This window comes from Geothermobacter ehrlichii (genome assembly GCF_008124615.1).
Classification (GTDB): Bacteria; Desulfobacterota; Desulfuromonadia; order Desulfuromonadales; family Geothermobacteraceae; genus Geothermobacter; species Geothermobacter ehrlichii.
This window is the reverse complement of record NZ_VNIB01000012.1, coordinates 79,344-92,376: the sequence shown is the minus strand read 5'-3', so window position 1 is coordinate 92,376 and position 13,033 is coordinate 79,344. Positions and strand designations below refer to the sequence as shown.

12 protein-coding genes and 1 pseudogene are annotated in these 13,033 nt (G+C 60.5%); 6 read left to right on the top strand and 7 right to left on the bottom strand.

Annotated features, from left to right (window positions below; translation table 11 throughout):
* Window positions 1–11 precede the first annotated feature (11 nt).
* The 3 genes from hrcA to nhaD form a co-directional block, all read right to left on the bottom strand.
* Entirely contained in the window at window positions 12–1,052 is a 1,041-nt protein-coding gene (hrcA, locus tag EDC39_RS12125; RefSeq protein WP_148896657.1) for a heat-inducible transcriptional repressor HrcA, read from the bottom strand.
* A gap of 168 nt (window positions 1,053–1,220) precedes the next feature.
* Entirely contained in the window at window positions 1,221–2,339 is a 1,119-nt protein-coding gene (hemW, locus tag EDC39_RS12120) for a radical SAM family heme chaperone HemW (RefSeq protein WP_148896656.1), read from the bottom strand.
* Between the two features lie 167 nt (window positions 2,340–2,506).
* Window positions 2,507–3,955: a sodium:proton antiporter NhaD gene (gene nhaD / locus EDC39_RS12115; protein WP_246140252.1), complete on the bottom strand. Its 1,449-nt coding sequence runs from the start codon at window positions 3,953–3,955 to the stop codon at window positions 2,507–2,509.
* Window positions 3,956–4,230: 275 nt separating this feature from the next.
* Between nhaD and EDC39_RS12110 the strand changes: the two genes are divergently transcribed.
* A complete protein-coding gene (locus EDC39_RS12110; RefSeq protein ID WP_148896655.1) occupies window positions 4,231–5,022 on the top strand; it encodes a carbon-nitrogen family hydrolase in 792 nt (263 codons plus the stop codon).
* A 24-nt stretch (window positions 5,023–5,046) separates the two neighbouring features.
* On the opposite strand, the gene EDC39_RS12105 is transcribed toward EDC39_RS12110, so the two are convergent.
* A complete protein-coding gene (locus EDC39_RS12105; protein WP_148896654.1) occupies window positions 5,047–5,400 on the bottom strand; it encodes a hypothetical protein in 354 nt (117 codons plus the stop codon).
* Between the two features lie 119 nt (window positions 5,401–5,519).
* Between EDC39_RS12105 and trxB the strand changes: the two genes are divergently transcribed.
* Both trxB and EDC39_RS12095 read left to right on the top strand, forming a co-directional pair.
* Complete coding sequence (trxB, locus tag EDC39_RS12100; RefSeq protein ID WP_148896653.1) at window positions 5,520–6,455, top strand: thioredoxin-disulfide reductase; 936 nt, start codon at window positions 5,520–5,522, stop codon at window positions 6,453–6,455.
* Between the two features lie 193 nt (window positions 6,456–6,648).
* A pseudogene (locus EDC39_RS12095) lies at window positions 6,649–7,710 on the top strand (YifB family Mg chelatase-like AAA ATPase); the annotation flags it as partial.
* On the opposite strand, the gene EDC39_RS12090 reads toward EDC39_RS12095, so the two are convergent.
* The 3 genes from EDC39_RS12090 to EDC39_RS12080 form a co-directional block, all read right to left on the bottom strand.
* Window positions 7,676–9,169 (bottom strand): recombinase family protein, encoded by a 1,494-nt coding sequence (locus EDC39_RS12090; RefSeq protein WP_148896651.1) that lies wholly within the window; start codon window positions 9,167–9,169, stop codon window positions 7,676–7,678. The pseudogene EDC39_RS12095 and the gene EDC39_RS12090 sit on opposite strands and share 35 nt — an antisense overlap.
* Window positions 9,170–9,356: 187 nt before the next feature.
* On the bottom strand, window positions 9,357–9,584 hold the full coding sequence (locus EDC39_RS12085; protein WP_148896650.1) for an AbrB/MazE/SpoVT family DNA-binding domain-containing protein: 228 nt from the start codon (window positions 9,582–9,584) through the stop codon (window positions 9,357–9,359).
* Between the two features lie 266 nt (window positions 9,585–9,850).
* Window positions 9,851–10,495, bottom strand: coding sequence for an XRE family transcriptional regulator (locus EDC39_RS12080; protein ID WP_148896649.1), 645 nt, complete (start codon window positions 10,493–10,495; stop codon window positions 9,851–9,853).
* A gap of 340 nt (window positions 10,496–10,835) precedes the next feature.
* Between EDC39_RS12080 and trfA the strand changes: the two genes are divergently transcribed.
* The 3 genes from trfA to EDC39_RS12065 all read left to right on the top strand — a co-directional run bounded on the left by trfA (window position 10,836) and on the right by EDC39_RS12065 (window position 13,029).
* On the top strand, window positions 10,836–11,660 hold the full coding sequence (trfA, locus tag EDC39_RS12075) for a plasmid replication initiator TrfA (protein WP_148896648.1): 825 nt from the start codon (window positions 10,836–10,838) through the stop codon (window positions 11,658–11,660).
* Between the two features lie 275 nt (window positions 11,661–11,935).
* Window positions 11,936–12,571, top strand: a complete 636-nt coding sequence (locus EDC39_RS12070) for a sigma factor-like helix-turn-helix DNA-binding protein (protein ID WP_148896647.1) — start codon at window positions 11,936–11,938, stop codon at window positions 12,569–12,571.
* A gap of 11 nt (window positions 12,572–12,582) precedes the next feature.
* A complete protein-coding gene (locus EDC39_RS12065; protein WP_187426786.1) occupies window positions 12,583–13,029 on the top strand; it encodes a helix-turn-helix domain-containing protein in 447 nt (148 codons plus the stop codon).
* Window positions 13,030–13,033 lie beyond the last annotated feature (4 nt).

Genomic DNA, 13,033 nt, shown 5'->3' with positions numbered 1-13,033 from the left:
ATGGTCAGCTCCTAATCGACATCGCCGTCGAGCACCTGGCTCAACAGGCGGGCGGTGTAGTCAACAATGGGAATGACGGCGGAATAGTTCATCCTGCTGGGGCCGATGACCCCGAGCGCGCCGATCGTTCCCCGCTTGTTCGAGTAGTGCGAGGTTATCAGGCTGCATCCTTCGATACCTTCGATGCCGGTTTCACTGCCGATGAAGATCTGCACCCCCTGCGCCTCCTGGCTGCGATTGAGCAGGTCGATCAGCCGGCCCTTCTGCTCGAAGGCGCGGAAGAGCTCACGCATGGTTTCCACGTTGGCGAATTCGGGCTGCTCGAGAATGTTGCTGGTCCCTTCGATGAAGACCTCGGTGCCCAGATTCTCTTCCAGCGCCTCGCGGGACAGCGCCAGCGTCTTGGCCAGCAGGCTGTCGTAGCGGGCCTTCTCGGCCTCCATTTCGGCGAAGATCTTCCGCTTGACCTGCTGAATCGACAGCCCGGCCAGGGTCTGGTTCAGATAGGCCGAAATCTGTTCCAGCTCCCGCGGCGAGATCGGTTCGCCCGGCTCGATGATCTTGTTCTGCACCAGGCCGCTGTGCGTCACCAGGATCACCAGCACCCGCCCCTGCGACAGCGGCAGAAATTCGATGTGCCTGAAGACCGTGGTCTCCAGGCGCGGCGCCATCACCAGGCCGGTATAGCGGGAGATGGACGAAAGGGTGCGGCTGATATCGCGCAGCACCTCCTCGACCTTGCGTCCGCGCAGCTGGTAACTGCTGCTCAGCTTCTTCTGCTCGCTCGGCGTCAGCTTGCGCACCTGCAGCAGCGAATCGACATAGAAGCGATAGCCTTTTTCCGTCGGAACCCGGCCCGCCGAGGTGTGAGGCGACTTCAGGTAGCCCAGTTCCTCCAGGTCGGCCATCACGTTGCGGATAGTCGCCGGCGACAGGCCGAGCGGATGCCGCCGCGCCACGGTGCGCGAGCCGACCGGCTCGGCGGTGGCGATATGCTCCTCGATGATCGCCTCGAGAATGAATCTGTTGCGTTCCGAAAGTTCCGACGTCATCTTTCACCCGGAAAAAACTGAGCCGGCAGAACCGGCCCGGTCAGGTCGCGACAGCGGAAACTCCGCGGCGCCGTTTAGCACTCTCGGCCCCGGAGTGCTAGCGGCGTACAAAATAACAACGGCCCTACCCTTTGTCAAGGAGAGGGCCGGGCAAATTCCAGCGAAAAATCAGAGAAAATACGCGATCAGATGATCATAGAGCAGCCAGTCGCGCCAGGAGAGAAACCAGCGGTCACCTTCCCGGCGCAATGCATCGCCCGCCCGCGTCCGGGCGACGGCGAAGACCTCGGCGAAATCCTGGCCGAAAATCTCCCGGAAGCCGGCAGCGCTCAGTCCGTCCGCCGTGCGCAGTGCCAGATAGACGGTCTCGGCCATGGCGCCCCGCCGGTCGAACTGCTCCAGGCTCTGCATGGGGTCGCGCCCCCCGTCCAGCCGCCGCCGGTACAGGTCGAGATCGGCGGGTGTCGCCAGCCGCTCGCCCCAGCCGGCGGCGGAAAAGCTGTGCGCCCCCGCACCCAGCCCCAGGCAGGTGCGCCGCCGCCAGTAGGCCAGGTTGTGCCGGCACTCCCGGCCGGGCTGCGCGAAATTGGAGATTTCGTAGTGCCGGTAGCCGGCATCGGCAAGCAGGCCGTGAATCAGCCGGTACATGGCGGCATAGGTCTCTTCGTCCGGCAGCGCCGGCGGCGCAGCCGCCCATGGCGTCTCTTCCTCGATACTCAGACCGTAGATCGAAACATGCTCGGGAGCAAAGGCGAGCAGGCGGCGCAACTCCCCTTCCAGCTCGCGGCAATCCTGCCCCGGCAGAGCGAACATCAGGTCACAGGAAAGGTTGTCGAAGCCAGCCCGCCGCGCCTCGTCGATGACCCGGCAGGCGGTGGTGGCATCGTGCAGTCTCCGCAGCTGCCGCAGCCGCCCGTCGTCAAGGCTCTGCACGCCGAGAGAAAGCCGGTTGACCCCGAGCGAGCGCAGCTGCCGCAAGGTGTCGGGTCCCAGGGTACCCGGGTTGGCCTCGAAGCTGATTTCGGCGTCCGGAGCCAGTCCCGGTCCGGCGGCGACCGCCTCCAGAATTTCGGCGACCTGGCCGGGGCGAAGCAGCGACGGTGTGCCGCCGCCGAAAAAGACGGTGGCGAAGGGCCCCCGCCAGCCGGCATCGACCGCCATGTTCAGCTGCCGGATGAGCAGACGATGATAGCTGGCGAGCAGCTCTTCCCGGCCCGCGACCGAAAAGAAGTCGCAGTAGGGGCACTTGCGCCGGCAGAAGGGGATGTGCAGATAGAGTCCGGACATGTCCTGTCTGTGGTCCTCAGGGGCGCGTCGGCGAACAGAGACCGGTACGCCGCACAAGCGAAGAGGCAGCCAACGCCGAACTGGCGGAAAAGAACCACCCCGGGCACCAAGAAAAAAGCGGGAGCCTTGTCGGCTCCCGCCCAGAATATCCTTCTCCCTCTTTCCTGTCAGTGAAAATCGGCCATGTGGCTGGCGTTGATGATCAGGTGCAGCCAGATGCTGGCGGCGTATCCGAGGGCGATGGCCCAGGTCCACTTCAGATGGCGGCCGAAGGTGTAGATGCCGCGCGCCGTCCCCATCAGACCGACGCCGGCCGCCGAACCGATGGAGAGCAGGCTGCCACCGACCCCGGCGGTCAGGGTGACCAGCAGCCACTGTCCGTGCGACATGTGCGGATCCATGGTCAGAACGGCGAACATCACCGGGATGTTGTCGACCACCGCCGACATGATGCCGACCAGGGTATTGGCCCAGGTCGGGCCGAGATCGGTATAGAAATAGTTGGAGGCCATGATCAGGTAGCCGAACTGCGACAGACCACCGACGCAGAGGATGACCCCGTAAAAGAAGAGCAGGGTATCCCATTCGGCCTTCGCCACCTTGCGGAACAGGTCGAATCCGCGAACCGTGTGGCCATGGGCCTCGACATTGTGGCCCATGATGTCGAGCGGATTGTCGCCGGAGGCGATGGTGCGTTCTTCCTTGCGGCGCAGGTAGAAGCCGAAAAAGCTGAGATAGCCGAGGCCGAGCATCATGCCGACCGCCGGCGGCAGGTTGAGATACTGGTGAAAGCAGACGGCGGTGACGATGGTCATCATGAACAGGAACATGATGCGTCGAGCACCCAGCTTCATCTTCACCATTTCGCCATGGGTTTCCGGACGCTCCTTGGAAACGGCGAAGCTCATGATCAGGGCCGGGATCAGCCAGTTGACCAGCGAAGGAACGAAGATGGCGAAAAACTCGACGAAATCGACCTTGCCCTTCTGCCAGACCATCAGGGTGGTGATGTCGCCGAAGGGCGAAAAAGCCCCGCCGGCGTTGGCGCCGACGACAATGTTGATGCAGGCGACGACGACAAACTTGACGTTGTCGCGCGCCACCGCCATGACCACCGCTCCCATCAGCAGCGCTGTCGTCAGGTTGTCGGCGATCGGCGAAATGAGAAAAGACAGCAGGCCGGTAATCCAGAAGACCGTACGCAGGGTGAAGCCCCTGAGCACCAGCCAGGACCTGAGCGCCTGAAAGACGTTACGCTCGGTCAGGGCGTTGATGTAGGTCATGGCCGAGAGCAGAAAGAGGAAGAGCTCGACATATTCGATCAGGTTGTGGCGGATGGCCACCTCGGGCGTGTGATGGTCGCCCAAGGAGCCATAGGCCAGGGAGACCAGAATCCAGATGATGCCCGCCCCCAGCAGCACTGGCTTGCTCTTGCGCAAATGGACGCGCTCTTCCAAAATGACCAGCATGTAGGCGGCAATGAAGATCACGAGAGCCAGATAGCCGTAGCCGCTGTCCGCCAGCGACATGTTGATCTGAATACCCCCGCCTTCGCTGGCGAAAGCCGGTGAAACTCCGAGCAGAAACAGCACAACCATCAACAGAAGATGCTTCACTCACTCCTCCTGGTCAGGCGTGGCCTGATCTTTTTGTCTTTTTAAACTGTTGGTGAAAAGCGCCCAGAGGACAAAAGACTATTTTACGCCCTCCGAACAGCGACGTAAAACGCCTTGTTTTGTAGCACCGCCCCCGGGGCGAGTCAAGAAAATCCGGTTTTCAAGGGGACTTGTGAGCCAACAGCCGTTTGTCTATAATGCCCGGACAAGTCTGGCGACCTTCTCGTCGCCTACCGATTGGAAACAGTGTTTTGGCATAAAAAAGGGGAGACTTCATGCAAGCTTGCACCATCGCCTCCTGCCTGCAGTTCAACATCGCGCTGGGGGAAATTAAAACAAATCTGAAAAAGGCGGAAGCCGCCATCCGCCAGGCCGCCGACCAGGGCGCCCAGCTGGCCGTTCTGCCGGAAATGTGGAGCTGCGGCTACGATTACCGGCGGCTGCCGGAACTGGCCCTGGCCACCCCGGAGGTGGTCGACAGAATCGGCCGGCTGAGCCGGGAAACCGGCATGGTACTGGTCGGCAGCCTGCCCGAACGGCAGGGGGACGCCATCTACAATACCGCCTACGTCATCGACCGGGGGGAGGTGGTCGGCACCTACCGCAAGCTGCATCTCTTTTCGACCATGCGCGAAGACCGGTTCCTGACCGCCGGCGACACAACCCTGGTGGTGCAGACCAGCGCCGGACGGCTGGGCGTGGCGATCTGCTACGATCTTCGCTTTCCCGAGCTCTTCCGCAAGCTGGCCCTGGACGGCGCCGAGATCATCTGCCTGCCGGCCGAGTGGCCGAAGCCGCGCCAGGAGCACTGGCGCACCCTGCTGCGCGCCCGGGCAATGGAGAACCAGCTCTTTATCGCCGCCGCCAACTGCTGCGGCATCCAGGACAGGCTCGACTTTTTCGGAATGAGCCTGCTGATCGAACCGCGCGGCGACATTCTGGCCGAAGGCGGCGAAAACGACACTGTCCTCACCGCCAGATTCGACTATGCCCTGATGGAGGATTACCGGCAACAGATCAACTGCTACCGCGACCGCCGTCCGGAAATCTACGGACACCTGCCCTGACAGGCGACCGGTGAACCGGGCAGCTCATTTCTCGAGTTTCTGGGCCGAAGAGCGGAAAGATTGCGGGATATCGTCCAGGGAATCGGCGAATTGGAGGGTGCCGCGGTCGTCGACGTAGAGATAGCGGGGACCTTTGCGCGCAAGGCCGGCCGGCGCCTGCTCAGCGGTGTCTGCGGCCCGGTCGATGACCTGATCGATGGACTTCGGGGCACCTGAAGAAACCAGGGCGAACAGGCGGGCGCGAAAATCGCGATAGAAGGACTGAACCACCTGCAGCGGGCCGCCGGCAGCGGGCATTCGCAGCACAAGCTGGTCGAATCCGGCCAGCAGCGCCAGAAAGACCAGGCTCCAGAGCAGAAAACGGCGCACTCTTTTCATAACGCCCCAAGGCTACAGCCCGCCCGACCGTTCGTCAATGGGCATCCCGCCGCCGGCGGTTCCCAAGGCCGGACGCCTGTGGTACATTGCCTCGATTTCACTTCCAGGAGTTCCCAGTCATGAACGATACCCTTTACGACGTCGTCATCATCGGCGGCGGCCCGGCCGGGCTGACCGCCGGCCTCTACTGCTCGCGCGCCCGGCTCAAGACCCTGCTGATCGAACGGATGATCATGGGCGGCCAGGTGATGACCACCACCAAAGTCGAGAACTATCCCGGCTTTCCGGGCGGCATTGACGGTCCCGAACTGATGATGCGCTTTCAGGAACACTGCCAGGAATTCGGCCTCGAAACCACCACCGGCGAGGTGACCGCGCTGCGGGTCGAAGGCGTGGAGAAGGTCCTGACCGTCGACGACCGGGAGGTGCGCGCCCGGGCAGTCATCATTACCACCGGCGCTGAACCAAGCAAACTCGATGTCCCTGGCGAGGCCGAATTCACCGGCCGCGGCGTTTCCTACTGCGCCACCTGCGATGGCGCTTTCTTCCGCGACCAGACGATCGCCATCGTCGGCGGCGGCGACACCGCCGTCGAAGAAGCGCTCTTTCTCACCCGCTTTGCCAGCAAGGTCTACCTGATTCACCGGCGTGACAGCCTGCGCGCCACCAAGGTGCTGCAGGACCGCATTTTCGCCAACGACAAGATCGAGGTGCTCTGGAACCAGGTGGTACAGGAAGTCAAGGGCGATTCGTCCGGCATGACCTCGGTCGAGCTGCGCGACACCCGCAGCGGCGAAGTCCGCGACCTGCCGCTGCAGGGCCTGTTCGTCGCCATCGGCGTCACGCCCAAGGCCAACTTCCTTGCCGACATCCTCGAACTCGACCCGGACGGCCACATTCTCACCGACGCCGACTGCCGCACTTCCATTCCCGGCGTCTTCGCCGCCGGCGACGTGCGCAAGAAGATCCTGAAGCAGATCGCCACCGCCGTCGGCGACGGCGCCGTGGCGGCCATCGTCGCCGAAAAATACATCGACGAACTGAACAACGCGTAAAAAGACCAGAGACCGCAAAGGGCGAAGGGCGAAAGGGAGATGCAACTCCGCTCCCTTTCGCCCTTTACCTTTGCCGACTTTCTCTCCCCTCCCCCTTAACCGGTTTTCATCCTGTCCCTTGCCGATTCCGGTATTTCCGTTTATCTTTGGCCTTGGTCATAGACGACCGCACGCCATCCCAGGAGGGGAATCCATGCTCGCCAGAATCACTTCCGGCGCCCTGCTCGGCATCGACGCCTATCCCGTCGAGGTCGAGGTCGACATCGCCCAGGGCCTGCCCCAGTTCGCCACCGTCGGCCTGCCGGAAGGCGCCGTCAAGGAAAGCAAGGACCGCGTCAAATCGGCGATCAAGAACTCGGGCTACGAATTTCCCGCCCGCCGCATCACCATCAACCTCGCGCCGGCCGACATCAAGAAGGACGGCGCCGCCTTCGACCTGCCGATGGCCATCGGCCTGCTGTGCGCCACCGGCGTGGTGAAAAGCGAGCGCGCCGGCCGCCACGTGCTGCTCGGCGAACTCTCCCTCGACGGTCGCGTACGGCCGGTCAAGGGAGTGCTTCCGGTCGCCGTCGCCGCCCGCAGCTGGGATATCGACGGCATGATCCTCCCCGAGGAGAATGTCGGCGAAGGCGCCATCGCCCTCAAAGCCCCCGTCTACGGTGTGCGCACCCTGGGCCAGGTGGTCGATTTTCTCAACGGCGACCTCCAGCTCGCCCCCGCGCACCAGACCGCTTCCGAGCCGACGGTCCCCGGCCCGGCAGGCGGCGAGGACTTCGCCGAAGTTGCCGGCCAGGAACGCGCCAAGCGTGCCCTGGAAGTCGCCGCGGCCGGCGGCCACAATGTTTTGCTGGTCGGCCCACCTGGTTCCGGCAAGACCATGCTCGCCCGCCGGGTCCCCTCCATTCTGCCGCCGCTCAATTTCGAGGAGGCACTGGAGGCGAGCAAAATCCACTCGATTGTCGGCCTGCTGCCCGGCAACCGGGCACTGCTCGACCGCCGCCCCTTCCGGCACCCGCACCACACCATTTCCGACGCCGGGCTGATCGGCGGCGGCACCTATCCCAAGCCGGGCGAAGTCTCCCTGGCCCACCGGGGCGTCCTCTTTCTGGACGAACTGCCGGAGTTCAAGAAGAACGTGCTGGAGATGCTGCGCCAGCCGCTCGAAGACGGCCAGGTCACCATCAGCCGCGCCGCCAGCACCCTGACCTATCCGGCCGATTTCATGCTGGTTGCCGCCATGAATCCCTGGGGTTGTGTGCCCCTTTACCAAGTGCCCTGAAGGGAGGGGTATAGGTCAGAGTGAAGTGCAGTTTTTCCTTTTGTATTTCAACGCTTGCGACAAGCTCATCAACCAGCTTTCGTCTTTCTTCGTATGTGAGAACAGGCCACATGCCGGCGAATGTTGTCGCCTTGTCGATCAGGTAGTCTTTGGCGGTCGAGCTCGTTTTGAGGTGATCGATCTCTGCCTGTATCCTCGGCAGTTCATCCTGGATTTTCTCCTTGCGCTCTTTCAGCGGCAGAAAACGCTCCGTGAAGATGCGCCGGTCGATGCTCTTATCCGCCACCAGGTCAACCAGGGCGTCGATCCTTGTGTCGATACGCCGCAGTTCCTTTTTCAGAAGTTCCAGACGGTTTTCCAGTTCTGCCTGCTCTTCGGCCACGTCCTGGTTTGCTTTCAACTCTTCCGGCTTGACTATCAGGGTGTTGAGGATTTCCAAAAAGTGTTTCTCAATGACATCCTCGTTCAGCTTGGTGTGGCAGGTACGGCAGCGATAGCGGGGAATCTTCATCCCATTGTAGGGAGCAACATACATTTTGGTGCCACAGGAGCAGGCCAGTTTTCCGCCGAACAGATAGCGGCTGCGTTTCGGTACTGAACCTGGGGACGATTTGGCCCGCGCTGCCAATAGGGCGTTAACGGTTTCCCAGGTATCCTGGTCAACCAGAGGCTCTACTTCGGCGTAGACCCACTCTTCTTTCGGCTTGAGGACCCAGGATTTCTTGTCGCCCCTTCTTTTGCTGTAGTTGGCTCGGCGCAGGCCCTTGTAGGTGGTGTCGGTGAGGACACGTTTGAGGGTCACTGGACTAAAATCACTCTTGCGGGCCTTGTAGCCTTCTTTCTTGAGTTGGGCACAAACGGCCTTGAGTCGCCCAAGAGACAGGTAGAGTTCAAAGGCCCGCTTGACGACAGGTGCTTCTTCGGGATTGGGGACGAGCCGCCTGTCCTTCCACATGTAACCGAACGGGCCGATGCCCCCTGTTGGCTTGCCCTGCCTGGCACGGATTGGGACGGAAGCGGCGACGCGGGCGGAGATTTCTTCCCTTTCCCATTGGGCCAGGGCGCCGATCACAGTGTAGAGCAGCCGACCGGCCGGCGTGGAAGTGTCGAGAGATTCTTCCAGACTGATCAGGTCGGCGTCGTGCTTCTGGAAGAAGTCAGAGAATTCGAGCAGTTCTCGGGTATTCCTTGCGAGCCGGGCCAGTTTCGAGAAGATCAGGCCCTTGATCTTGCCTGAAGCGACATCAGCGAACATGCGCTGGGCTTCCGGGTGAGAGGAAACCTCCTTGCCCGACACTCCCGACAAGTCGTAAATCTCCACAACCTGCCAGCCCTTGATTTCGGCGTACATGCGGGCGCGGGCCTCGTGGTTCTTCGGGGATTCGCCACGGGCCTGGTCTTCGGTTGAGACTCTGATCCAGATGCCTACGTTCATGGTGTGGTTTCAGGCGTGGTAAACAACCCCTGACTGAAGCCAGAGGTTTCCTTGCGGAGGTGCCATGATGTCGTTGATATACAGCGGCCCTCTTCGGTCGTGGATGTCGAGCATCCGTTCGGACCATTCCGCCCAGCGGGGGTGGTCACCAGGTCGAGAATGACACTGGAATCGACCAGAACCCCACTCACATGTCCCTCCGAGTGAGGCCCATGATGTCCTCGGTGCTCATCTTTGCCGTGGCGGTGCCGCGCATTTGGGCGAACTTGCCCTTCTTTTGCCTGCGGGATTCGCTTTTGACGATGTAGACGCGGCCCCGCTCTTCGATGAACTCCACTTCCTCGGACGCACGGATGCCCAGCTTTTCCCGCACGCGCCTGGAGATGGTGACCCGTCCTTTGACGGTGACTTTCATGGTGTCTCCCTGCCCGAAGGTAATGCCAGGTTCCGCCTTCGGTAGCGTCAAGACTCACAATCCCATTATGCCGTCCTGTGTAAAGACGGGGGCAGCGCACCCTCTTTTGCCGACTTGCAATTCTAGTGGGCGACCACCAGAAATAGTGGGCAGCTCTTTCCTTCTGTCCAGCATGAACATGGAGAATGGATTTTCCTGTTTAGCGATCCTTCCGTTGTCCATTTCGGACGGTGAAGGCGTAGCCATGTTCATTGTCCATTCTGGACTCAGAGCTTTTTCCCCGTCCATACGACCCGGCCAACAATCCGCAGGGCTTCCGCCTGGTCCTTCTTCAGAATCTCCGGCTCGTAAAGGGGGTTGTCGCTTTTGACGACAACCGTTCCGTCCAGTTTTCTCTGAATCCTCTTTACCAGCAGCGCATCCTCGAATTCGAGGACATAGACGGCGCTGTCCTCCAGCCTGGAGGCCCGCATATCAACCAGAATGAGATCCCCGTCGTTCAGGGTTGGGGACATGCTGTCCCCCTTGACAGTCAGTAGCGCCAGGTGTTGTCGAGGAACGCGCAGGTAGTTGATAACCCAGTCGTCTTTGAAGGCAACGAAATCCACAACTTGTTCGCTTCCAACCAAACGTCCGGGGCCTGCCCCCGCTGAAATTTCATATCTTGGGAACAGGGTGAACCCTTCTGGCAAGGGTTCCGATCTTTCCTTGTCTCCAATGCCCGTAAGGAGCCACGCAGGGCTTGTGTTCGGGAATATCTCCAGGAGTTTCTGCAGGAAAGAAACGTCTGGGCTGGCCCCTCCTTTTTCGTATCGCATCAGCGTATTCGGGTGTATCTCCAATCGCCGCGCAAGCTCGACCTGCTGCATGTCGCCGCGCAGCTCCCTGATTCTTTCACCAAGGGTGCTCATGGTGTCCTCCAAAAAAAGTGGCTAGCCACCATTTGGAGTGTTGACACACAATAATAAGTGGTTTACAACTAGCACGCGTGGGTCATCACTCTTTATGGTGGTCTTGCTTTGTGTTTTTGTGGTTGCCCATATTCCATGTGCTGACGTGTCGGTTGTTAGTCACGAAAAATGGGGAACGTCACGGAAAATACCACACATTCGTGTGACTACAAAGCCTCTTTCAGCTTTTTGAGCTTACCCGAGGAGCAGGCCAGGGCCAAGCACGCCCGCGTCCTGGAAATCTTCAGGAGTGCGCTGCTTCGGCAATTGCGGCAGGAAGAGGTGGTGGACGAGGCGGGTCATGGGTGATTCAACCAGGCCACCGCTGGACAGGGACATCATGGCCATCCTCAACCGCCTGAAAAGGGAAATGGAAGATGGCCCCAAGTACCTGCCGGAGTGGGCCGACGAGAAGGCCGCCACGCCGAACGAGATTGTCCGGTCGGCGCTCTTCACGGCCAGAAACCACAGACAGCCAAGGATCTGGTTCAGGGACGAGCCTATCGTCGTGACCGGTGGTGGCGAGATCACCTACCGGGGCGAGGAATTGCGCCAGGACGATGAGCTGGTCTGGTTCCGGCTCCTGCAGCTGGCCAGGGAACAGGCCCTGGGACAGACCATCTTTTTCACGCCCTATTCGTTCCTGAAGTCGATTGGATGGCACGTCAACAAATGGGGCTATCACCACCTCAAGACCTGCCTCTCCCGCCTGACGGCCACCGCCGTCCATATCACGTCGCACCGTATCGGAAGCGTGGTGGTCAGCCTGGTCGACGGGTTTGAGTACGTCGATCCCGAAAAATACACGCCGCTCTATCTCTGGGAAGTACGCATGTCTCCGGTGTTGAGCCGGCTGTTTTCCGACCATGAATTCACGCTAATCGACCTGGAGCAGCGCAAGGCCCTGCCGCAGGGAATCGCCACCAAGCTCCACAGCTACTGGGCGAGCCATCGGGAGCCGTATCCCGTAAAGGTCGAGACCCTTCAGAAGCTTTGCGGCAGCAAGAGTTCACCCAAGGAGTTCAACCGGCTGCTCAAGTCGGCCCTGAACGCCCTGGTTGAGGTTGGGTTCCTGGAAAGATGGGAGATTCGTCGGGGAGTGATAGTTGTCCACAGGAAGCGGTGAGGGATATCGACGATTGACCCACCGGGTATCGACGATTGACCCACCAACTATCGACAAATGACCCACCGAGTATCGACGATTGACCCACCAGGTATCGATAAATGACCCACCGGGTATCGACAATTGACCCACCAGAGTATCGACAATTGACCCACCGAACTCTGGATGTGGATAACTTTTTTGTTGAGTAATTTCAAAAAGTTGCGCTCGAAAAAGTCTGGAATCGCTGAAGATAATATAACCATTCTTTAACCATATATATAGGGGAGGCCCAAATGACAGCCGAAGACGCCGTGACCTGGGTTAACCGCAACGCCCACGCCATCAGGGGGCACATCCGCAAGTACCTTCCGTTTGTCCCCTACGACCAAGAGGATTTCATGCAGGATGCTTTCGAGGCGGCGCTTATCGCGGCCAGAATCGCCTCAGAACGCGAAATTCCGTTCGCGGCCTGCTTCTGGGTCACGCTCCGGTCGAAAATCAGCTCTGTGACGCCGCATCCCGAGTCGGCACACCATTCAGGATCGTCATCGCCACCCTCTACCCTCTGTTCGTCCGAGGATGGTCTGGACCGTGTCGAGGCACGTCCGCCTTCCATCACGGATCGTATCGACATGGACCGTCTGTTTTGGATGATCAGCAGGTTCCTCACCCAGAAGGAAAGCCGGGTTCTCGGGATGGCCATTGGCCTTGATGGCGGGCGAAGGGGAATCAGGGAGATCGCCAGGATTCTCGGCTGCACACCGGCCAATGTCCGGCAAACCCTGAGCAGGGCCTATCAGCGGCTCTCCAGGCTGGTGGAAAGCGGTCAGCTAAAAATCAGGCTCCAGGATCTGGAATATGGAGAAACAGCTTTCGTTCAGCCTTGCAGGCAAGGCATTGAAAAGACGGAAAAACCCGAAGCTGCTTGATGGAGGTCGGCATGTGGCAGGCTAATACCGTGGGCGAAAGAATACGGATGCTGCGTGGCAAACGGTCGCTGGCTGCCTTCGCGGAAGGACTGGGAGTCCATCCCAACACCCTGAGCTGCTACGAAAACGACAGGAGGCGGCCAGACACCGAATTTCTGACCCGGTTGTGCAAAAGGGAAGGCGTAGAGCCGAACTGGATTCTTGGTTTTTCCGACGTGAAGAAATCGGAACCGTTGCCGTACAGGCCACTGGTGCTACAGAGCGTCGCTGCGGAAATCGCCCGGCAGGCTCCCCTGCATACGGCATCGAGGCTTGGGAAGCTGATGACGCTGGCCTATGAGCGGGCGGTCGTTTCCGGCGCCAGCAAGCGGCAAGTCGAGCAGATCGTGCGCGATCTGGTGGAACTTCTCGCGTCGACCGACGCCTACGAAGACGAGATCGACCGGATTGCGTGTTGACACG